The sequence below is a fragment of the Enterobacter sp. JBIWA005 genome (assembly GCF_019968805.1).
In the GTDB taxonomy this organism is placed as follows: Bacteria; Pseudomonadota; Gammaproteobacteria; order Enterobacterales; family Enterobacteriaceae; genus Enterobacter; species Enterobacter vonholyi.
Genome location: NZ_CP074159.1, coordinates 3,694,957 through 3,715,040 on the forward strand (window position 1 = coordinate 3,694,957; position 20,084 = coordinate 3,715,040).

General features: G+C 60.9%; 20 protein-coding genes. 7 read left to right on the top strand and 13 right to left on the bottom strand.

Features of this window, described 5'->3' with window-relative positions; translation table 11 throughout:
• Positions 1 to 348: 348 nt before the first annotated feature.
• The 4 genes from KGP22_RS17535 to KGP22_RS17550 all read right to left on the bottom strand — a co-directional run bounded on the left by KGP22_RS17535 (position 349) and on the right by KGP22_RS17550 (position 5,288).
• Positions 349 to 1,371 (bottom strand): HoxN/HupN/NixA family nickel/cobalt transporter, encoded by a 1,023-nt coding sequence (locus KGP22_RS17535; RefSeq protein ID WP_149366666.1) that lies wholly within the window; start codon positions 1,369 to 1,371, stop codon positions 349 to 351.
• Positions 1,349 to 3,589, bottom strand: coding sequence for a carbamoyltransferase HypF (gene hypF, locus KGP22_RS17540; RefSeq protein WP_223580370.1), 2,241 nt, complete (start codon positions 3,587 to 3,589; stop codon positions 1,349 to 1,351). Before hypF ends, KGP22_RS17535 begins: the two co-directional genes overlap by 23 nt.
• A 5-nt stretch (positions 3,590 to 3,594) precedes the next feature.
• Positions 3,595 to 4,140, bottom strand: a complete 546-nt coding sequence (gene hydN / locus KGP22_RS17545) for an electron transport protein HydN (RefSeq protein ID WP_023308960.1) — start codon at positions 4,138 to 4,140, stop codon at positions 3,595 to 3,597.
• A 134-nt stretch (positions 4,141 to 4,274) separates the two neighbouring features.
• Positions 4,275 to 5,288, bottom strand: a complete 1,014-nt coding sequence (locus KGP22_RS17550) for a LacI family DNA-binding transcriptional regulator (RefSeq protein ID WP_223580372.1) — start codon at positions 5,286 to 5,288, stop codon at positions 4,275 to 4,277.
• A gap of 214 nt (positions 5,289 to 5,502) precedes the next feature.
• Here KGP22_RS17550 and ascF point away from each other — a divergent pair, with 214 nt between their 5' ends.
• Together ascF and KGP22_RS17560 are read left to right on the top strand one after the other, a co-directional pair.
• Complete coding sequence (ascF, locus tag KGP22_RS17555) at positions 5,503 to 6,954, top strand: PTS cellobiose/arbutin/salicin transporter subunit IIBC (RefSeq protein WP_136195143.1); 1,452 nt, start codon at positions 5,503 to 5,505, stop codon at positions 6,952 to 6,954.
• A gap of 18 nt (positions 6,955 to 6,972) precedes the next feature.
• Entirely contained in the window at positions 6,973 to 8,397 is a 1,425-nt protein-coding gene (locus tag KGP22_RS17560) for a 6-phospho-beta-glucosidase (RefSeq protein WP_223580374.1), read from the top strand.
• A 66-nt stretch (positions 8,398 to 8,463) separates the two neighbouring features.
• Here KGP22_RS17560 and hycI read toward each other — a convergent pair whose 3' ends face one another.
• The 9 genes from hycI to hycA all read right to left on the bottom strand — a co-directional run bounded on the left by hycI (position 8,464) and on the right by hycA (position 16,260).
• Positions 8,464 to 8,937: a hydrogenase maturation peptidase HycI gene (gene hycI / locus KGP22_RS17565; protein WP_223580376.1), complete on the bottom strand. Its 474-nt coding sequence runs from the start codon at positions 8,935 to 8,937 to the stop codon at positions 8,464 to 8,466.
• Complete coding sequence (locus KGP22_RS17570) at positions 8,930 to 9,340, bottom strand: formate hydrogenlyase maturation HycH family protein (RefSeq protein WP_111965483.1); 411 nt, start codon at positions 9,338 to 9,340, stop codon at positions 8,930 to 8,932. The genes hycI and KGP22_RS17570 overlap by 8 nt, the downstream gene beginning before the upstream one ends.
• Positions 9,337 to 10,104, bottom strand: coding sequence for an NADH-quinone oxidoreductase subunit B family protein (locus KGP22_RS17575; protein WP_021241938.1), 768 nt, complete (start codon positions 10,102 to 10,104; stop codon positions 9,337 to 9,339). Before KGP22_RS17575 ends, KGP22_RS17570 begins: the two co-directional genes overlap by 4 nt.
• Positions 10,104 to 10,646, bottom strand: a complete 543-nt coding sequence (locus KGP22_RS17580) for a formate hydrogenlyase complex iron-sulfur subunit (RefSeq protein WP_115876150.1) — start codon at positions 10,644 to 10,646, stop codon at positions 10,104 to 10,106. The genes KGP22_RS17575 and KGP22_RS17580 overlap by 1 nt, the downstream gene beginning before the upstream one ends.
• Before the next feature lie 9 nt (positions 10,647 to 10,655).
• On the bottom strand, positions 10,656 to 12,365 hold the full coding sequence (gene hycE, locus KGP22_RS17585; RefSeq protein WP_223580378.1) for a formate hydrogenlyase subunit HycE: 1,710 nt from the start codon (positions 12,363 to 12,365) through the stop codon (positions 10,656 to 10,658).
• Positions 12,366 to 12,380: 15 nt separating this feature from the next.
• A complete protein-coding gene (locus KGP22_RS17590) occupies positions 12,381 to 13,304 on the bottom strand; it encodes a respiratory chain complex I subunit 1 family protein (RefSeq protein ID WP_223580380.1) in 924 nt (307 codons plus the stop codon).
• A 1-nt stretch (position 13,305) separates the two neighbouring features.
• A complete protein-coding gene (gene hycC, locus KGP22_RS17595) occupies positions 13,306 to 15,120 on the bottom strand; it encodes a formate hydrogenlyase subunit 3 (RefSeq protein WP_223580382.1) in 1,815 nt (604 codons plus the stop codon).
• Positions 15,117 to 15,725 (bottom strand): 4Fe-4S dicluster domain-containing protein, encoded by a 609-nt coding sequence (locus KGP22_RS17600; protein WP_223580384.1) that lies wholly within the window; start codon positions 15,723 to 15,725, stop codon positions 15,117 to 15,119. The genes hycC and KGP22_RS17600 overlap by 4 nt, the downstream gene beginning before the upstream one ends.
• A 70-nt stretch (positions 15,726 to 15,795) precedes the next feature.
• Entirely contained in the window at positions 15,796 to 16,260 is a 465-nt protein-coding gene (gene hycA, locus KGP22_RS17605) for a formate hydrogenlyase regulator HycA (RefSeq protein ID WP_032653166.1), read from the bottom strand.
• 210 nt (positions 16,261 to 16,470) lie between these two features.
• Here hycA and hypA point away from each other — a divergent pair, with 210 nt between their 5' ends.
• From hypA to hypE, 5 genes are read left to right on the top strand one after another with little or no spacing between them, the layout of a single operon-like run.
• Entirely contained in the window at positions 16,471 to 16,821 is a 351-nt protein-coding gene (gene hypA / locus KGP22_RS17610) for a hydrogenase maturation nickel metallochaperone HypA (protein WP_047173498.1), read from the top strand.
• A 3-nt stretch (positions 16,822 to 16,824) separates the two neighbouring features.
• Positions 16,825 to 17,688, top strand: coding sequence for a hydrogenase nickel incorporation protein HypB (gene hypB / locus KGP22_RS17615; protein ID WP_223580386.1), 864 nt, complete (start codon positions 16,825 to 16,827; stop codon positions 17,686 to 17,688).
• The gene (locus KGP22_RS17620) at positions 17,679 to 17,951 is read left to right on the top strand and encodes a HypC/HybG/HupF family hydrogenase formation chaperone (RefSeq protein ID WP_223580388.1); all 273 of its coding nucleotides are present in this window, start codon (positions 17,679 to 17,681) and stop codon (positions 17,949 to 17,951) included. The genes hypB and KGP22_RS17620 overlap by 10 nt, the downstream gene beginning before the upstream one ends.
• 2 nt (positions 17,952 to 17,953) lie before the next feature.
• Entirely contained in the window at positions 17,954 to 19,075 is a 1,122-nt protein-coding gene (gene hypD, locus KGP22_RS17625) for a hydrogenase formation protein HypD (protein ID WP_223580390.1), read from the top strand.
• Positions 19,072 to 20,082: a hydrogenase expression/formation protein HypE gene (gene hypE / locus KGP22_RS17630; RefSeq protein WP_133295048.1), complete on the top strand. Its 1,011-nt coding sequence runs from the start codon at positions 19,072 to 19,074 to the stop codon at positions 20,080 to 20,082. The genes hypD and hypE overlap by 4 nt, the downstream gene beginning before the upstream one ends.
• Positions 20,083 to 20,084: the final 2 nt, after the last annotated feature.

Here is a 20,084-nt window from a genome sequence, read left to right on the forward strand (position 1 = left end):
TTTTTTTTACGAATCCTATTCATAAAATAAATGCAAAGCAGATATATCATCGCTATCAATCCCTTATTTATTATTTTCGTAAATACTTTAATATGGAAAAGCTTAAAAACATCATCTCGATTTATTATTGACGCCAGCCCCAGCCTGAAAAGATATGAGCAGCCGGAGGTAAATCATGGCGAATTTTTATAAATAACTCAATTATCTTTCTCGCTATTTCACACAAGCGAAGAATGCGGAATATATTTTATTCCGCAAAAGTCCTATATTTTCAGCATTTTTTATCGGTATGCCGCTTTGCGCCAGCCATTGAGGAAGTCGCGGAGGTTACGCTGTGCAGGAGCCGGATCAGGAACGCACCACCAGCGCGTCGTAGCCGCGCCAGCGGTAGTTGACCATGGAGATCAGCCAGCAGGAAACGAACAGCCCGACCACCACAAATCCGGCGTTGCCCAGGTTGTCGTTTACCGTGCCAATCAGATCCCACACGCCGCCGCTGAGGGCAAATTTGTCCATCAGCAGACCCAGCGCTTCCAGCCCGCCGATAAACAGCGCCACCACCACGGAGGTGCTGGTGATAGTCATGTTGTAGTAGAGCTTGCGCTGCGGCTTGTTAAAGGCCCAGCCGTAGGCGCCGACCATCAGCAGATTATCGAGGGTATCCACCAGCGCCATGCCGCTGGCGAAGAGTGCCGGGAAGATCATGATTGACCACACCGACATCCCGCTGGAGGCGCTGGCGGCAGAGATCCCCAGCACGCCAATCTCGGTGGCCGTGTCAAAACCGAGGCCAAACAGGAAACCCACCAGATACATCTGCCAGCTTTTATTGACAAGGCGGAAGGTTTTGCCAAACAGCCAGTTCATGACGCCGCCCTGGGCAGGCAGCGTGATGTCGCCCTGCACCGGCTGGCCTTTTTTCAGCGCCTGAAAACTGCGCCAGACTCCGCGCAGGATCACCATGTTCACCAGCGCCATCGCCAGCAGGAAGGAGGCGGAAACGGCGGTGCCAATCAGGCTGCCGGTTTCGTGGAACCATTCCATGTTTTTCTGAAACGCCGTCGCGGTCGCGGCGATAGCAATGGAGGCCAGCACCACGATGGTGGAGTGCCCCAGCGAGAACCACGCCCCCACGCCGGACGGACGTTTGCCCTGCTGCATCATCTTACGCGTCACGGTATCAATGGCGGCAATGTGGTCGGCGTCCACCGCGTGACGCAGCCCGTAGCACCACGCCAGCAGGCTAGCGGCCATCAGCGCCGTGCTGCCGCTAAAGGTCTGCCATGCCCATCCCCATGCCAGCAGGTTTGCCATTACCAGAGCCAGCAGCAGAAGCGCGGCGCGAGGTTCATTGCGTAACAGTCGTAACATTTTTAGTCCTTTGTAAACATGACCGGGCAGCGGCGACCACCGCCTGCCCGAAGGAGATCGCTCCGTCACCTGCGGGCAGGCGCGAAGGAAAAAGAAGCGTAAAGTCAGAAAGATAATGACGTAGGCGCGCGCGCAGCAGACGGTTGTGCAGCACGCCGCCGCTGAGACAGATTGTCGACAGCGACAGGCGTCGGGCATGGAGCGCGGCGAGTTCCGCCAGCCCTTTTGCCAGCGCGTCGTGAAATGCCCACGCGCGCTCGCAGGGCTCCGCCTGCCAGCTCAGCCACTGCTGCCAGAATTGCGCGAGGTTATCCGCGTCCAGCGTTACCGGATGGTCGACACCCGAGCACTGCGAGGCCAGGGCTTCCAGCCGGCAGGCCGCTTCCCCTTCGTAACGCTGCGTGTCGATGCCGAGCGCACAGGCAACCGCGTCAAACAGGCGACCACAGGAAGAAGCTCGCGGCGCGTTGATGCCACGCCGGATCGCCGTCGCCAGCAGCGGCCAGTTCTGGCGCTGTACCGCACGCGTTTCAGGGTACTGCTGCCAGTCAGGCACAAACGCCAGGCAGTGGGCGAGTAAATTGCGCCACGGCTGCCGCGCCGCCAGATCGCCCCCCGGAAGCGCAACGGCAGGCAGCCCGCCCAGACGCTCACACGCGAGATAGTTCACCCGCAGGCACTCCCCGCCCCACAGCGCGCCGTTCTCACCCATGCCGATCCCGTCCAGCGTCAGGGCAATTGCGTCTTCGCCGTCGAGTGGCCAGCCGTTCTCCGCCAGGCACGCAGCCGCGTGGGCGTGATGATGCAGGACAGTTTCAACGGGCAGCCCTTGCACCTGCGCCCACTGACGCACGCGGTACCCCGGATGGGCATCGCATACAATGCGTTCCGGCTGAAAGCTGTAAATTTCCTGCATCGTCGAGAGCGCGCTGCGCCACTGCGCTTCGACACCCTCGTCACCGAGATCGCCAAAATGCTGGCTCAGCACCGCCTGGTTCCCACGCGCCAGGCAGAAGGTGTTTTTCATCTCCGCGCCGGTGCATAGCATGGCGGGAATATTCTCGAAACCCGCAGGCAACGTGATGGCATCGGGCACAAAACCGCGCGCCCGGCGCAGCATCGCCCCGTCTCGATCCATCACCGAATCATCCATCCGCTGCAGGATATCGCGGTTATGCAGCAGGAAACCGTCCGCGATGCCGCTGAGCTCCTCCAGCGCCTGCCGGCTGGTGATGGCTGGCGGTCTGCCGCTGAGGTTACCTGAAGTCATCACCAGCGGGCGCTGGCAGTCCATCATCAAAAGATGCTGCAGCGGGTTCGCAGGAAGCATGATGCCCACGGAATCCAGACCGGGCGCGATACCTTCCGGGAACGCGGGCAGCCAGGCTTTTGGCGTGAGCACAATGGGTGCGGCGGGTGATCGTAGCAGCGCCTGAACCGTCTCCGGCAGGTCATCCGCATGCGGGATCATCACCGCCAGCGGCTTCGACGGGCGCTGTTTGCGTGACCGCAATTTCACTATCGCCTGTGGGTTTTGCGCATCGCAGACGAGGTGAAAGCCGCCCAGCCCTTTGACGGCGACAATACCGCCGCTTTTCAGCATCGCCACCGCCGCGCGCAGCGCAGCCTCGCGCTCAGCAGTTATGTCGCCCGCACGCCACATAAGCGCGGGCCCGCAGTCCGGGCAGGCTACCGGCTGAGCGTGAAAACGGCGGTCGGCAGGATTGCGGTACTCTGCTTCACACGGCACACAGAGCGGGAATGGCGCCATTGCCGTGGCCGGGCGGTCGTAGGGCATCGCGCGGATAATGGTAAACCGCGGCCCGCAGTGCGTGCAGTTGATGAACGGATAGCGATAGCGGCGCTCGCCGGGGTCGCGCATTTCAGCCAGGCACGCCGGACAGGTCGCGGCGTCGGGGACGATCTGCGTGTCCATCGCCCCGCCCGCGCTGTGGCGGATGCTGAAGTCCTCCGGCACGTGCGCCCAGGTAAACGGCTGCGTTTCCACGTGGTCAATGCGTGCCAGCGGCGGGCAGTCCTGATGCAGCCTCGCGGTAAAGGCCCCCCCATTACCCGCGAGGCGCACCAGCACGCCCTCTCCGTCATTGCAGACGTCACCGGTCAACTGAAGCGCCTGCGCCAGCTGCCAGATGAAGGGACGAAACCCTACGCCCTGCACTTTGCCGCGCACGCGCAGCTGAACGCCGTTGCTGCTCATACGGTTCAGAACAGCAGTGATGACGAGGTGTCGAACGCCGCGCGACGGCGCTTTTCGGCGCTCATCTGCTCAAGCTTGTCGCGATCCACGCAGACCAGCGCGTGCGTCGGGCAGGCTTCCATGCAGGCCGGACCGGCGTCGCGGTGGTAGCACAGGTCGCACTTGTTGGCTTCGGCTTTCTCGGCCCGCACGCTCAGCCCCATACCGCTGTTGCGCACCACCGGACGGACCACCACCTCCATCGCGCCATACGGACAGGCCACCACGCAGGTTTTGCAGCCAATGCAGCGCTCCTGCATCACGTGCACAAAGCCTTTCTCGCGTTTAATCGCCCCGTTCGGGCAGACGTTCGCGCACGGTGCGTCTTCGCACTGGCGACAGATGGCGGCGGTGGAAATATTCACGCCTTTGATGACGTGGATGCGCGGAAGGAAGGTATCAGGGGTAAGCGACGCGCAGTCCTGCTCCGCCTGATGGGAAACCACGCACGCCACTTCACAGGTACGGCAACCAATACACTTACTGGCATCGGCCATAATAAAACGGTTCATCTGCTTCTCCAGCATTACAGTTATGCGCGGAGATATTCATAAACCGTGCCAATAATTAACGCATTGATTTTATAGCACTTTAAAAATCGCAGCGGCGCTGTCATCGTCACTTATGACGATGACAGCTGTCGACATCAGCGGTGCGGGCCGTCAATAACGGAGTCGCGCAGGACAAGCTCGCCGGAGAAGGTTTGTTGATACTTAAACTCGCCGCCGTCGAGCATGAAGATCAGGCGGCTGATGGTCTCTTTAATCATCTCCGTCACCGGAATACGCACGCTGGAAAGCGACGGCACGATGTAGGGCGCGATGGCCACGTCGTCGAAACCGATCACCGACACCGCGTCCGGTGCGGCCACGCCGCTGTCGTGCAGCTGCTTCATGGCGCCGATTGCCATATCGTCATTACTCGCCACCAGCGCCGTAAAGCGCTCGCCGCGTGCAAGCAGTTCGGCAACCGCCGCCGCGCCGCTGGCGGGGTTCCACTTCCCCTGCGCAATCAGCCCCTCGCGCAGCGGAATACCGTGCTGCGCCAGCGCGTCCTTGTAGCCGGAGAGACGCTCAACCCCGGTGGGAGAATCCAGCGAGCCGGTGATAAACGCGATCTCCCTGTGCCCTTTCGCAATCAGCTGCGACACCGCATCCTGGCTGGAGGCTTTATGATCTGACCAGACGCTGTGGCTGCTGTTTTTCCGCAGGCGACGGTTGAGCACCATTATGGGCTGCTCGCACTTCTCGACGATCTCATCCATTTCATCCACGCTCAGAAAACGCGGATAGATGATCACCGCGTCGCAGCGCATATCGAGCAGGTACTGGATCGCCTCGCGCTCTTCATCCGCGCTATGCTTGCCGTCCGCGAGGATCAGCTGCCGCCCCTTTTCTTCCGTCATGCGCGCGGCGTGAAACAGCAGTTCGCTAAAGTAGACGCCGTGATAAAGGGTGTTCGTCACCACCAGGCCCAGCGTCTGGGTGCGTTTGGTCGCCAGGTTTCGCGCCAGCAAATTCGGGCGATAGCCGCTTTCTTCAATGGCCTGAAACACCCGATCTTTGGTTTCCTGGCTAACGTAGCCATTGCCCGACAGCACCCGGGATACCGTGGCTTTCGAAACGCCTGCCCGCTTCGCCACTTCCAGCATCGTGGTCATGTTGTTATTCCGTCTGAATCTGATGGAGCGCAGTGTACTGCACTGCAAAAAAATTGTCGCAGCGATGAAATCACGCTTTCGATACTCCATTGCGATCTGCATCACGAAACGAAAAAATGGTCAAAAAGCGATCTTGTTTCATTCATAGAAACTCATGATGATTATGTGGAACCGGTTTCCTACATTTCTCACAACAATAACAGGATCACATCCGATGGCCAAAAATTACGCTGCGCTGGCGAACGACGTCATCAGCGCGCTGGGCGGTAAAGAGAACATCGTCGCCGTCACCCACTGCATGACGCGACTGCGTTTCGTTCTGAAAGATGAAACCCTCACCGATGCCGCACGCCTGAAAAGCATCAGCGGCGTCCTTGGCGTAGTGCGCAACGACAACCAGTGCCAGGTGATTATTGGCAACACGGTGTCACAGGCGTACCGCGAAGTAGTAAGCCTGCTGCCCACGGAACTGCAGCCCGCAGTGCCGGAAGGACCGCAGAAACTGACGCTGCGCCGCATTGGCGCCGGGATCCTCGACGCGCTGATCGGCACCATGTCCCCGCTGATCCCGGCGATCATCGGCGGCTCGATGGTCAAGCTGCTGGCGATGATCCTTGAGATGACCGGCGTGCTGCCAAAAGGCGCGCCGACGCTGACTATTCTGACCGTCATCGGCGACGGCGCGTTCTTCTTCCTGCCGCTGATGGTGGCAGCCTCGGCGGCGGTGAAATTCAAAACCAACATGTCGCTGGCCATCGCCATCGCGGGCGTGCTGGTGCACCCGAGCTTTATCGAGCTGATGGCAAAAGCCGCGCAGGGTGAGCACGTTGAGTTCGCCTTTATCCCGGTGACGGCGGTGAAATACACCTACACCGTCATCCCGGCGCTGGTCATGACCTGGTGCCTGTCATACATCGAACGCTGGGTGGATCGTATTACCCCGGCGGTGACGAAAAACTTCCTCAAGCCGATGCTGATCGTGCTGATTGCCGCCCCGCTCGCCATCGTGCTGATTGGCCCGCTGGGGATCTGGATCGGTAGCGCCATCTCCGCGCTGGTCTACACCATTCACGGCTACCTGGGCTGGCTCTCCGTCGCCATTATGGGCGCGCTCTGGCCGCTGCTGGTGATGACCGGGATGCATCGCGTGTTTACGCCGACCATCATTCAGACCATTGCCGAGACGGGCAAAGAAGGGATGGTGATGCCGTCGGAAATTGGCGCCAACCTGTCGCTCGGCGGCTCTTCGCTGGCGGTGGCGTGGAAAACCAAAAACCCGGAGCTGCGCCAGACGGCGCTGGCGGCGGCAGCCTCCGCCATTATGGCGGGGATTTCTGAACCGGCACTGTACGGCGTGGCGGTGCGTCTGAAACGTCCGCTGATTGCGAGCCTGATCAGCGGCTTTATCTGCGGAGCGGTCGCCGGCATGGCCGGTCTTGCCAGCCACTCGATGGCGGCGCCGGGGCTGTTCACCAGCGTGCAGTTCTTCGACCCGGCGAACCCGATGACCATCGTCTGGGTGTTTGGCGTGATGGGTCTGGCAGTGGTTCTGTCATTTGTTCTGACCCTGCTTTTAGGGTTTGAGGATATCCCTGTCGAAGACGACGCCGAAAAAGCGCGCGCCCTACAGACCGCACCGGTACAGAACAACGCAGCAAAAGCATAAATTGAAAGCGAGGTAAGAATGTCTGTTTTTCCACAAGGATTTTTATGGGGCGGCGCGCTTGCCGCCAACCAGAGCGAAGGTGCGTACCGTGAAGGCGGCAAAGGGCTTACGACGGTCGATATGATCCCCCACGGCGCGAACCGCCTGGCGGTGAAGCTCGGTAAGGAAAAGCGTTTTTCGCTGCGTGACGACGAATTCTACCCGAGCCACGAGGCGATTGATTTTTACCATCGCTATAAAGAGGACATCGCCCTGATGGCGGAGATGGGCTTTACGGTGTTCCGCACCTCGATCGCCTGGAGCCGCCTCTATCCGAACGGCGATGAGCCGCTGCCGAACAAAGAAGGGATTGCCTTCTACCGCGCGGTATTCGAAGAGTGCAAAAAATACAACATCGAGCCGCTGGTGACGCTCTGCCACTTCGACGTGCCGATGCACCTGGTGACGGAATACGGATCCTGGCGCAACCGCAAGATGGTGGATTTCTTCGCCCGCTACGCCCGCACCTGCTTTGAGGAATTTAACGGGCTGGTGAAATACTGGCTGACCTTCAACGAAATCAACATCATGCTGCACAGCCCGTTCTCCGGGGCGGGACTGGTGTTTGAGGAAGGCGAAAACGAAGACCAGGTGAAATACCAGGCCGCGCACCACGAGCTGGTGGCGAGCGCGCTGGCGACCAAAATTGCCCACGAGGTGAACCCGGAAAACCAGGTCGGCTGCATGCTGGCGGGCGGGAATTTCTATCCGTACTCCTGCAAGCCGGAAGACGTGTGGATGGCGCTGGAGAAAGACCGCGAGAATCTGTTCTTTATCGACGTGCAGGCGCGCGGCAGCTATCCGGCTTACTCCGCCCGCGTGTTCCGCGAGAAAGGCGTGGTGATTGTGAAAGATCCCGGCGACGACGAACTGCTTAAAAACACCGTCGACTTTGTCTCGTTCAGCTATTACGCCTCGCGCTGCGCGTCGGCGGACATGAACACGAACAATACCAGTGCGGCGAACATCGTCAAATCCCTGCGCAACCCGCACATTCAGGTGAGCGAATGGGGCTGGGGCATCGACCCGCTCGGCCTGCGCATCACCATGAACATGATGTACGACCGCTACCAGAAGCCGCTGTTCCTGGTAGAAAACGGCCTCGGGGCGAAAGATGTCGTTGATGAAAACGGCGAGATTAACGACGACTACCGCATCAGCTATCTGCGCGAGCACATCCGCGCGATGGGCGACGCGATTGAGGACGGCGTGCCGCTGATGGGCTACACCACCTGGGGCTGCATTGACCTGGTTTCGGCCTCAACAGGCGAGATGAGCAAGCGCTACGGGTTTGTGTACGTTGACCGCGACGACGCCGGAAACGGCACGCTGGAGCGGAAACGTAAGAAATCGTTCGGATGGTATAAGAAGGTGATTGCGAGTAACGGGGCGGATCTCGAGTAGCCTGTGCTTACCCCTCACCCTAACCCTCTCCCCTAAGGGGAGAGGGGACAAAACACACCCTCTCCCCTATGGGGAGAGGGCCGGGGTGAGGGGTTCAAATCCACCCTTTCCAACCCACCCCGCCAGCCGCGAATACACCTCCTCCACCGCCGCCTTCACTGGCGGCGTCATCGGGTAATAAAACCCGACAATGTCCGGCTGGATCCCTAAAAACAGCACCTCGCCCACGTCACCTTTGATCTGATCCACAAGGTAGTTCAGCGGCATATTGTGGGTGGTCATCATAAACATCTCGGCGATGTCGTCCGGGTCAATCAGGCGGATCTCGCCGGGGTTGAGCCCCATATCGGTGGCATCGACGATTAACAGCCTGTCCGGACGCAGTTCGCGAATGGCGACCACGTCGTTTTCCGGCGCGCTGCCGCCGTCAATCACCAGCCAACTGCCCTGCGGGTTGGCGGCACACATCTCTGCGAGCAGCGGACCCGCGCCGTCGTCGCCCATCATGCTGTTGCCGACACACAGTAAAACGTCAGTCACGTAATCTCCTCACCATCAGGTAGATGGCGCTCTCCTGATGAATATCATGCAGCATGCCGAGCAGCGTTTTGCTCCACGCTTGCTGCGCCGGGGTTTGCCTGCCGAGCGCCGCGTCAAAGGCGTTGGCGAGCATCGCAATGTGGTTCACATCGATCACGATCTCGCCGTACTTCGGCACGCCTTCCATTTTGCGCCGCGCCGTACTGCCCTCCTCCAGCGTGGCAATCCACGCCAGGTATTCCGGCCACGGGCAGCTCAGCGCGGCCTCCAGGCAGTCAATCACCCCGAGGTGATGCCCAATCGCCAGGCTGTAATAGACCACCTGCTGCGCCGCATCCGGCGTGGCATCGTTCTCATCAATAAACTTACGGCTCAGCTGGCTGAACACCACCGTTTCACTCATCGGATTCGCGCCTCATCGACGATGCTGTTCAGGTTCGCCACGATCTCATTGAGGCGCGGATCGTTTTCCGCCTCCAGCCAGCGCGCCACCTGATGGTCGCCCTGGCTCAGCAGGCGCAGATAGTCATCGGCAATCTGACGCCCGTAGCGATAGCCCGCCAGCCTGCGCGCCGTGCGGTCGACCTTCACCCGCAACGGTTGCACCATGTCCGGGTGCAGAATGGCGGCAGGCTGGTTGTCCAGCTCGCCCGGCTCGCGGGCGTGGATTTTCTGCTCCAGCAGGCCGAGCGCCATGGCAAAGCCGTAAAGCGTGGCGGCGGGCGTCGGCGGACAGCCCGGAATGTAGACGTCCACCGGCACGATTTTGTCGGTGCCGCCCCAGACACAGTAGAGGTCGTGGAAGATGCCGCCGCTGTTGCCGCAGGCGCCGTACGAGATGCAGATTTTCGGGTCCGGCGCGGACTGCCAGGCGCGCAGCGCGGGCGAGCGCATGGCGCGGGTGACAGCCCCGGTGAACAGCAGTATGTCCGCATGACGCGGGGACGGTACCACCTTGATGCCGAAGCGCTCGGCGTCAAACAGCGGCGACAGCGTAGCGAAGATCTCGATCTCGCAGCCGTTGCAGCCGCCGCAGTCCACGCGGTAGACGTAGGCCGAGCGTTTGATTTTTTTCAGCAGCGACGCCTTCATGCTGGCGATGGATTCGTCCACCGTCATCGGCACCGGAATGCCGTTAGCGTCGCGCGGGCCCAGTAGGTTTTCCATCAGCTGGCCTCTCTCATGTGGCGGGTGATATCAATGCGGTCGGACGGCAGCAGGCACTTCTGACGCTTGCACGCCGGGCAGGTTTCAAAGCTTTCGCGGTGATGCTCCGCGCGGGCGTCGCCATTGTGCTGCAGCAGCGCGATGGCGTAGTCGATCTCTTTCTGCACGGCGAACGGACGTCTGCAGACGCGGCAGCTGCACAGGTCAAAGCGCGACTGCTGCAGAAAATCCTCTTTCTTCCACACCGCCAGCTCGTACTCCTGCGACAGGCGAATGGCGACCGTCGGGCAGACCTCCTCGCAGCGGCCGCAGAAGATGCAGCGCCCGAGGTTAAACTGCCAGGCCAGCTCGCCGGTTTTGAGATCCGTTTCCACCGTTAAGGCGTTCGACGGACAGGCGTTGACGCAGGCCGCGCAGCCGATGCACTGTTGTGGATTGTGCTCCGGCTTGCCGCGAAAGTTTTTATCCACCGGCATCGGCTCCAGCGGATAGCTGCTGGTTTGCGTGCCGGTTTTGATCGCTTTTTTGATAAAGGTAAACATGACTAATCCTTATTTCAGCGGCGAGTTCTTACGCTCGATGCTGTAGCGCTCAAGCTCTTTGTACGGCACCACCTGGCTTTTCTTCTTGCGCACGTCGACCACGGTCATGCGGTCGGTGCAGGAGTAGCACGGGTCGAGGCTGCCGATGATCAGCGGCGCATCGGAAACCGTGTTGCCGCGCAGCATGTAGCGCAGGGTTGGCCAGTTGGCGTAGGTGGCCGCGCGGCAGCGCCAGCGGTAAAGCTTCTGGTTGTCGCCGGTCATGCTCCAGTGAATGTCGTCCCCGCGCGGCGCTTCGGCAAAGCCGAGGGCAAAGCGGTTCGGAATGTAGGTGAAGCCCTCCACCATCAGCGGGCCGCCAGGCAGGTTATCAAGGCCGTAGTCGATCATGTTGAGCGCCGTGAACACCTCGTTGATGCGCACCTTGAGGCGAGAGATGACATCGCAGCCCTGCTCGCTGTGCACGGTCATCGGCAGCAGGCCGTAGCCAACGAACGGGTGATCGGCACGGGTGTCGCGGGCGTGGCCGCTGGCGCGCACCATCGGGCCGACGTTGCTGAAGTCGCGGGCAATTTCCGGGTCAAGACGGCCGATGCCGACGGTGCGCTGCTCGATGTTTGGCGTGCTGAGCAGCATATCCACCAGCTCCTGCACGTCGCGGCGCATCTGCTGCGCCAGCTGGCGGGTCTGGATCATATCGTTTTTCAGCAGGTCGCGACGGATCCCACCGATCAGGTTCAGACCGTAGGTTTTGCGCGCCCCGGTGAGGATCTCCGCCATCTTCATCGACGCTTCGCGCACGCGGAAGAACTGCATAAACCCGGAGTCAAAGCCGACGAAGTGACAGGCCAGGCCGAGGTTCAGCAGGTGCGAGTGCAGGCGCTCCACCTCGAGCAGAATGGCGCGGATCATCTGAGCGCGTTCCGGCACCACGATCCCCATGCCGTTTTCCACCGAGGTGGTGTAGGCGGTGCTGTGGGCGAAGCCGCAGATGCCGCACACGCGGTCGGAAAGAAACGTGACTTCATTGTAGCCCATGCGGGTTTCCGCCAGCTTTTCCATGCCGCGGTGGACGTAGAACAGACGGTAGTCGGCGTCGATAATGTTTTCGCCGTCGACGAACAGGCGGAAGTGGCCCGGCTCGTCAGAGGTGACGTGCAGCGGGCCGATCGGCACCACGTTGTTCTTCTTGCTGCCCAGCTCGTTGATGAACTCGTAGGTTTCGCTGTCGGTAGTTGGGGCCGGACGCTGGCGGTAGTCCATGCTGTCTTTGCGCAGCGGATAGAGCTCGTCCGGCCAGTCGTCAGGCAGCACCAGGCGGCGCTCGTCCGGCAGGCCGACCGGCACCAGACCGTACATGTCGCGCACTTCGCGCTCGCCCCAGACGGCCGCGGGCACGCGCGGCGTGACGGACGGGTATTCTGGCTTATTCGGGTCGACCTCGACGCGCACGGTGATCCAGCACTTCTCGCCCTGCTCCATAGACATCACGTAGTACACCGCGTAGTTGCCGCACAGCTGGCGCTCGTCGTTACCGAACAGCACCGACAGCCAGCCGCCCTGCTGGTAGTAGAGAAACTCCACCACTTCCGGCAGATAGTTCACCTTAATGGTGACGGTTATCTGGTCTTTGGTTTGCCAGGACTCCTCCAGCACCACGCCGGGGAAAGCCTGATGCAATGCGGCGAGATACTGCTGACCTTTCTTTTCTTCAGACATAAATACTCTCTTTAATCACGCCACCAGCAAGGAGACGAACGCTAAAAATGCAAAACCAAACCCGGCCCAGGTGATGCGGGACGTTTCCAAAAAACGCAGACGCGCCATGCTGTTTTCGAACAGGGCAATTACCAGCACGCCGACCAGCAGCTTGAGGGCGGCAAACACGACGGCCAGCAGCAGACCGCCCGCGGAGAAGTGCGTCATCTGCCCCCACGGGAAGAAGACACCGACAAACATCTGCAGCACCACCAGCTGTTTGAGGCTAATGCCCCACTTCAGCACCGCAAAGCCGTAGCCGCTGTACTCGGTGAGCGGCCCTTCCTGCAGTTCCTGCTCGGCTTCCGCCAGATCGAACGGCAGTTTGCCCATCTCGATAAAGGTGGCGAACGCGCAGGCGCACAGCGCCAGCACCAGCGGAATGGAGCGGGCAACCGGCCAGTGGTAGACGGCGTGGGTGATAAAGCTGATGTGGGTGGAGCCCGCAACCTGCGCGGCAACCCACAGCCCCAGCAGCAGGATCGGCTCAACCAGCACGCCGAGCATCGCCTCGCGGCTGGCACCGATGCCGGTAAACGGGCTCCCGGTGTCCAGGCCCGCGATGGCAAAGAAGAAGCGGGCGATAGCGAAGAGGTAGATAAGCGTGATCAGATCGCCGAGCGCCGGCAGCGGCGACGCCACCGTCACCACCGGCAGCGCGGTGGCGATGGTCAGCATCACGCCCACCATCACAAACGGCGTCAGACGGAAGACCCAGCCTGCGGCATCCGGCGCCACGCTCTGGCGAGAAAACAGCTTGAAGAGATCGCGATACTCCTGGAGCACACCAGGGCCGCGACGGTTGTGCATCCGGGCGCGCGCCACGCGCGTGATGCCCGACAGCAGCGGCGCCACGGCGAACAACACCAGCGCCTGAAGAATTGCCAGTAACAGACTCATGTCAGGCTCCTTGTGAAATCACAATGACCACCAGCACCGCCAGTTCGATCAGCGCCAGACGGCGGAACAGCGCGGGTGCGGCAGCGCTCTGCCAGCCGGGTACCCAGCCGACCGGGTTCAGCCAGTGGCGCAGCTTCAGCACGGCGGCAAAGTTTTCTTTTACCGGCATGGCGAAACCGTGGGCGGTAATGACCATCGACTGTTCGTGTTCGTAGCCACAGGCCCACGCCGCACCGCGCGAGCGGGAGGCGAGCCGGTCGCGTTTGAAGAACATCATCAGGATGAGCGGTAGCAGCGGTGCGCCAATCAGCAGCAGCGCAATCATTGGCTGAGAGACGGTGGTATTCGCCACGGTCAGCGGCAGCGGAATGGCGTTGCCCAGCAGCGGTAGCAGCCACGGCGCAGCGACGCCGCCCGCAATGCAGCACAGCGCCAGCGCGACCACGCTCACGCCCATCAACAACGGTGCGCAGCAGGCGTTTTCCGCTTCGCGGGTGCGCGGCGCACCGAGGAAGGTGACGCCGTAGACTTTCGCCATGCACATCACCGCCAGCGCCCCGGTAATCGCCAGCCCGACCGCCAGCAGCGGCCCCAGCAGACGAGCGATAAACGCATCGCTCTGACCGAGGGCGAAGAAGGACTGATAGATCACCCACTCCCCGGCAAAGCCGTTCAGCGGCGGCAGCGCGGCCATCGCCATCAGCCCGACCAGCATCGCCAGTGAAATCACCGGCATCTTTTTGCCAATCCCACCGAGCTTTTCGATATCCCGATGGCCGGTGCGGAACCAGACGCTTCCCGCGCCGAGGAACAGCGTGCTTTTAAACAGGCTGTGGTTGACGAGGTGATAAAGACCGCCGATAAAACCGGCCGCAATCAGCGCCGGCTGGTTGAGCGCCAGCCCGGTCACGCCCGCGCCAATGCCGAGAAGGATGATGCCGATATTCTCCAGCGTGTGGTACGCCAGAAGACGCTGGATATTGTGCTCCATCAGCGCGTACAGGCCGCCGACGAACGCCGTAATCATGCCGGCGACCAGCAGAACAACGCCCCACCACAGCGGCGGTTGTCCGCCGGTCAGCGTAATCGCCAGAATCCCGAACAGACCCACTTTCATCACCACCACAGAAAACAGCGCGGCGGCGGGCGCGGAGGCATCCGCATGCGCCTTCGGCACCCAGCCATGCAGCGGAATGATTCCGGCGAGCAGGCCAAAGCCGATCACGCCCAGCAGCCAGACGTCATTGCCCAGCGGATGCCCGTTGAGCACAGAGAAATCCAGCGTGCCGAAGCGCTGCCACACCAGCCAGCAGGCCAGCGCCAGCAGCAGCGTTCCGAGGCGTCCCAGCGCAAACCACAGCTTGCCGGAGGCGCTGCAGCCCGTCAGGAACACGCCGCACAGCGCCATGATCTCCGCCATCACCACCAGCGCGCCGAGATTGCTGGCGGTCACGGTACAGATCGCCGTCGCCATCAGCAGGTTAACCAGCAGGCCGTTGGCCCTGGCGTGCGGATGGCGGTGCCAGTCGATATTAAACAGGCTGATAAACACCCCGCACAGGCCAAACGTCACCAGCCAGATGGCGTTCAGCGGCGTGATCTCAACGGTGTGGCGAATCAGCGGCATCACGGTCTCTGCCGAATGGCCGCCGAGCAGAACAACGCCGCCTGCCGCCAGCGTCATCAGGCTAGCGACCGCCCCGCCGAGCCCGGCGATCGCGCCGCTCAGGGTTTTATGGAATGAGAAGATCGGCGCCAGAACGGCGGCGGCCGCAAAACAGGCTACCGCGCTGGTAATCATCATCACCGCGTTCATTTCACCCCCTCGTTAAGCGCCTGTAGCAGAGAAAGGTCGCCAAAATCACTGTTGATGGTCAGCTCGCGTTTGCGCTTGCTGGTACGGGCGATGTCGCGAATGTTCACCAGAATCAGCGCTTTGGTTGGACATGTGCGCACGCAGGCCGGGCCCTGTTCATCGAAGCTGCACAGGTCGCATTTCACCGCAACGGCACGGATGCCGGGCACCCAGTCCAAAAGCGAGCTTACGCGCTCAGGCGCCGGAGGCGCGGGCGGGGCTTTAGGCGAGTTGGCATTGGCCGGAATATGCAGCGGGCGGCTGCCGGAGAATTCAATCGCACCGAACGGGCAGGCAATGCCGCACAGCTTGCAGCTTACGCACAGGCTTTCGTTCAGCTGGACAGCGCCATCCACGCGAGTGATAGCATTTACAGGACAGACACCCGCGCACGGGGCATCCTCACAGTGATGGCAGAGCTGCGGGGCAGACTCTTTTTCATTGCGCATGACGTGCAGGCGCGGCATGGACTGCAGCCCATGCAGGCGATGCGTTTCCGAACACGCCGCCTCACAGGTTCGACAGCCAATGCAGACCGTCGAGTCAGCAATTACAAAACGGTTCACCGGGTTATCCTCTGGTGATAGTCATTTTTGTCGAAAAGCTGTCTTGTCGACACTTCTCGACACGCATGGGTCAGGCCACGTTCGCTGAGGCATTTCCGTCCATCAGCTGCTTCAGGTTGACAGGAAGATCGTGCTCAACGGCGGCGTACAGGCCGTTATAAACCGGCGCGATTTTTTCCAGATAGTGTTCCAGCACCTGCTGGCGATCGCGGTTGCTGACGTGGCCGTCCACCATGCCATCCGCCATCAGCTGCGCCTTCGCAATACACTGTTTTTCGCCGTCTTTTGTCTCGAGGTAGTACTCAATGGTGTGGCTGTTGAAGTTGTCCGCCAGGGTCACGTTGATGGTGAAATGGCCGAACAGAACGAAGCGCATGTCGCCCTGCGCCGCGCAGCTCATCGCGTGGTGAAGACGCGCTTTCGACAAGGTAATGCCCTGGACCAGAGAGTTGCAGTAAAGGTGCCACTGGTCCTGTAACTGTTGATGACGCTGCGCGATGTAATCCGCTTTTTCGCTGATTTCCCAAATAGTCATAGAAGGTATCCGTTTAATGGAGATAGCGGCTATTAAGCAGATTCCATGCCAGTTTTTATCTTTATGATTTTCAATACATTTACCTTAAAAAATGCTGTCAACACCGCGGTGTCGACGTGTCATTTCGACAGCGTTGACATCGTCACGCCTTAACAAAAATCAAGCTGGCACCGTTATTGCATTACCGGGGCAATTCATTGAGGAGGCGTCATGCACGAAATCACCCTCTGCCAGCGGGCTCTGGAACTTATCGAACAGCAGGCAGTGCAAAACCACGCGAAACGCGTCACCGGCGTCTGGCTGAAGGTCGGAGCGTTTTCCTGCGTCGAGACCAGCGCCCTGACCTTCTGTTTTGAGCTGGTCTGCCGCGGCACGCTGGCGGAAGGCTGCGAACTGCATATTGAAGAACAGCAGGCGGAGTGCTGGTGCGAGCAGTGCCAGCAGTACGTCACCCTGGTGTCATCAAAGGTACAGCGCTGCCCGCAGTGTCAGAGCACCGGTCTGCGCATCGTGGCGGATGACGGCATGCAGATCCAACGCCTCGAAATCGAGAAGGAGTAAAGTATGTGTAGTACCTGCGGTTGCGCCGAAGGCAACCTGTATATAGAAGGGGATGAACACCGCCCCCACTCCGCGTTTCGCTCCGCGCCCTTTTCCCCCGCACCGCGCCCTGCGGCAGCCCTGACCGGCATTACCATTGCGCCGCAACGCTCCGATGCGGGCGACCTGCATTACGGCCACGGCGAAGCGGGCACCCACGCGCCGGGCATGAGCCAGCGCCAGATGCTGGAGGTGGAAATCAACGTGCTGGACAAGAATAACCAGATCGCCACCCGCAACCGCGCCCGCTTTGCCACCCGCAAACAGCTGGCGCTGAACCTTGTCTCCAGCCCCGGATCCGGCAAAACCACGCTACTGACCGAAACGCTCAAGCGCCTGAACGGGCTTGTCTCCTGCGCGGTGATCGAAGGCGACCAGCAAACCGTTAACGATGCGGCTCGCATTCGTGAAACCGGCACCCCGGCGATTCAGGTCAACACCGGTAAAGGCTGCCACCTCGATGCGCAGATGATTGCCGACGCTGCCCCGCGCCTGCCGCTGGCAGATAACGGCATCCTGTTTATTGAAAACGTTGGCAACCTCGTCTGCCCGGCGAGCTTCGACCTCGGTGAACGACACAAGGTGGCGGTGCTTTCAGTGACCGAAGGCGAAGACAAACCGCTGAAGTACCCGCACATGTTTGCCGCCGCCTCCATCATGCTGCTGAACAAGGTCGACCTGCTGCCGTACCTGAATTTCGACGTGGATAAGTGCGTGGCGTATGCCCGCGACGTGAATCCGGAGATTGAGATCCTGCTGGTCTCCGCCACGCGCGGCGACGGCATGGACGGCTGGTTACGCTGGCTGGAGAGCGAACGATGTGCATAGGCGTACCGGGACAAATTCACGCCATCGACGGTAATCAGGCCAAAGTCGAGGTCTGCGGCATCCTACGCGATGTCGATCTGACCCTGGTGGGCAGCATCGATGAAACGGGCGCATCGCGTCTCGGCCAGTGGGTGCTGGTCCACGTGGGGTTTGCCATGAGCGTGATTAACGAAGCGGAAGCCCGCGACACGCTCGACGCCCTGCAAAATATGTTCGACGTGGAGCCTGACGTGGGTGCGCTGCTGTACGGCGAGGAGCGATAATCATGCGTTACGTTGATGAATACCGCGCGCCGGAGCAGGTGCTGCAGCTTATCGGCCACCTGAAAACGCGCGCAGCGCGGCTGGACTACACGGCGGAAAAACCGCTGCGGATCATGGAGGTATGCGGGGGGCACACGCATGCGATCTTCAAATTTGGCCTCGACCAACTGTTGCCGGAAAACATTGAGTTTATCCACGGCCCCGGCTGCCCGGTCTGCGTGCTGCCGATGGGGCGCATCGACAGCTGTATTGAAATCGCCAGCCAGCCCGACGTCATTTTCTGCACCTTTGGCGACGCGATGCGCGTGCCGGGGAAAAATGGCTCGCTGCTGCAGGCGAAAGCGCGCGGCGCAGACATCCGGATCGTCTATTCGCCGATGGATGCCCTGACGCTGGCAGAGCGTAACCCCACCCGTGAGGTGGTATTTTTTGGTCTGGGGTTTGAAACCACCATGCCCGCCACCGCCATCACGCTGCAGCAGGCGAAAGCGCGCGGCGTCGAGAATTTTTTCTTCTTCTGCCAGCACATTACGCTCATTCCCACGCTGCGCAGCCTGCTGGAAGAGCCGGGAAACGGCATTGACGCCTTTCTGGCACCGGGGCACGTCAGCGTGGTGATTGGCACAGACGCCTACGGTTTTGTCGCTGAACAGTACAATCGTCCGTTAGTAGTAGCTGGTTTCGAACCACTTGATCTACTGCAAGGTGTCACCATGCTGGTTGAGCAGAAAATAGCGGCCCTGAGCGCGGTCGAAAACCAGTACAGCCGCGTGGTGCCGGATGCGGGAAATGAACGAGCGCAGCAGGCGATAACCGACGTGTTTAGCGTTGAGGGCGACAGCGAATGGCGCGGCCTGGGGCTGATTGCTGAATCCGGCGTGCGCCTGACGCCAGCCTATCGCGCGTTCGACGCCGAAGCGCATTTCCGCCCGCAGCCGCAGCAGGTTTGCGACGATCCCCGGGCCCGCTGCGGCGAGGTGCTCACCGGCAAATGCAAACCTCATCAGTGCCCGTTATTTGGCAATACCTGTAACCCGCAAACGGCGTTTGGCGCGCTGATGGTCTCCTCCGAAGGGGCATGTGCCGCGTGGTATCAGTATCGCAACCAGGAGAGCGAAGCATGAATACGGTTGAAATGGCGCACGGTAGCGGCGGACAGGCGATGCAGCAGCTGATTAACCGGCTGTTTATGGAAGCTTTTAACAACCCCTGGCTCGCCGAACAGGAAGACCAGGCGCGCATTGACCTCGCCACCCTCACCGCCCAGGGCGACAGGCTGGCCTTCTCCACCGACAGCTACGTCATTGATCCGCTGTTCTTCCCGGGCGGCGATATCGGCAAGCTCGCCGTCTGCGGCACGGCGAACGACGTCGCCGTCAGCGGCGCCATTCCGCGCTACCTCTCCTGCGGGTTTATCCTTGAAGAGGGATTACCGATGGAGACGCTCGCGGCCGTGGTCAACAGCATGGCGCAGACCGCGCGCGAGGCGGGGATAGCTATCGTCACCGGCGACACCAAAGTGGTGCAGCGCGGCGCGGCCGACAAGCTGTTTATCAACACCGCCGGAATGGGCGCGATCCCCCCCGATATTCACTGGGGCGCGCAGCGCCTCAGCGTGGGCGACGTGCTGATCGTGACCGGCACGCTGGGCTGCCACGGGGCGACCATCCTGAACCTGCGCGAAGGCCTGGGGCTGGACGGCGAACTGCGCAGCGACTGCGCGGTACTCACCCCGCTGATTCAGACGCTGCGCGGTATTCCCGGCGTGAAGGCCCTGCGGGATGCCACGCGAGGCGGCGTGAATGCCGTGGTTCACGAGTTTGCGGCAAGCTGCGGGTACGGGATTGAACTTACCGAGCGCAGTCTGCCCGTTAAGCCCGCCGTTCGCGGGCTTTGCGAACTGCTGGGGCTGGACCCGCTCAACTTTGCAAACGAAGGCAAGCTGGTGATTGGCGTTGAACGGGCCGCGGCACAAGCCGTTCTTGAACAGCTGCAGGCTCACCCGTCAGGAAAAGAGGCGGCGATGATTGGTGAAGTGGTTGAGCGCAAAGGGGTGCGCCTGACCGGACTTTATGGCGTGAAGCGCACGCTGGATCTGCCGCACGCTGAACCCTTACCCCGTATTTGCTAGGC

Bases quoted from the DNA above. Each gene is read 5' to 3' on its own strand.
- KGP22_RS17550 (WP_223580372.1), bottom strand. From the start codon at position 5,288: ATGACCACGATGCTGGAAGTGGCGAAGCGGGCAGGCGTTTCGAAAGCC.
- KGP22_RS17620 (WP_223580388.1), top strand. From the start codon at position 17,679: ATGTGCATAGGCGTACCGGGACAAATTCACGCCATCGACGGTAATCAG.
- KGP22_RS17575 (WP_021241938.1), bottom strand. From the start codon at position 10,104: ATGGAAAACCTACTGGGCCCGCGCGACGCTAACGGCATTCCGGTGCCG.
- hypB (WP_223580386.1), top strand. From the start codon at position 16,825: ATGTGTAGTACCTGCGGTTGCGCCGAAGGCAACCTGTATATAGAAGGG.
- hycA (WP_032653166.1), bottom strand. From the start codon at position 16,260: ATGACTATTTGGGAAATCAGCGAAAAAGCGGATTACATCGCGCAGCGT.
- KGP22_RS17590 (WP_223580380.1), bottom strand. From the start codon at position 13,304: ATGAGTCTGTTACTGGCAATTCTTCAGGCGCTGGTGTTGTTCGCCGTG.
- hypF (WP_223580370.1), bottom strand. From the start codon at position 3,589: ATGAGCAGCAACGGCGTTCAGCTGCGCGTGCGCGGCAAAGTGCAGGGC.
- KGP22_RS17535 (WP_149366666.1), bottom strand. From the start codon at position 1,371: ATGTTACGACTGTTACGCAATGAACCTCGCGCCGCGCTTCTGCTGCTG.
- KGP22_RS17560 (WP_223580374.1), top strand. From the start codon at position 6,973: ATGTCTGTTTTTCCACAAGGATTTTTATGGGGCGGCGCGCTTGCCGCC.
- hypE (WP_133295048.1), top strand. From the start codon at position 19,072: ATGAATACGGTTGAAATGGCGCACGGTAGCGGCGGACAGGCGATGCAG.
- hypD (WP_223580390.1), top strand. From the start codon at position 17,954: ATGCGTTACGTTGATGAATACCGCGCGCCGGAGCAGGTGCTGCAGCTT.
- KGP22_RS17580 (WP_115876150.1), bottom strand. From the start codon at position 10,646: ATGTTTACCTTTATCAAAAAAGCGATCAAAACCGGCACGCAAACCAGC.
- KGP22_RS17570 (WP_111965483.1), bottom strand. From the start codon at position 9,340: ATGAGTGAAACGGTGGTGTTCAGCCAGCTGAGCCGTAAGTTTATTGAT.
- hypA (WP_047173498.1), top strand. From the start codon at position 16,471: ATGCACGAAATCACCCTCTGCCAGCGGGCTCTGGAACTTATCGAACAG.
- hydN (WP_023308960.1), bottom strand. From the start codon at position 4,140: ATGAACCGTTTTATTATGGCCGATGCCAGTAAGTGTATTGGTTGCCGT.
- ascF (WP_136195143.1), top strand. From the start codon at position 5,503: ATGGCCAAAAATTACGCTGCGCTGGCGAACGACGTCATCAGCGCGCTG.
- hycC (WP_223580382.1), bottom strand. From the start codon at position 15,120: ATGAACGCGGTGATGATGATTACCAGCGCGGTAGCCTGTTTTGCGGCC.
- hycE (WP_223580378.1), bottom strand. From the start codon at position 12,365: ATGTCTGAAGAAAAGAAAGGTCAGCAGTATCTCGCCGCATTGCATCAG.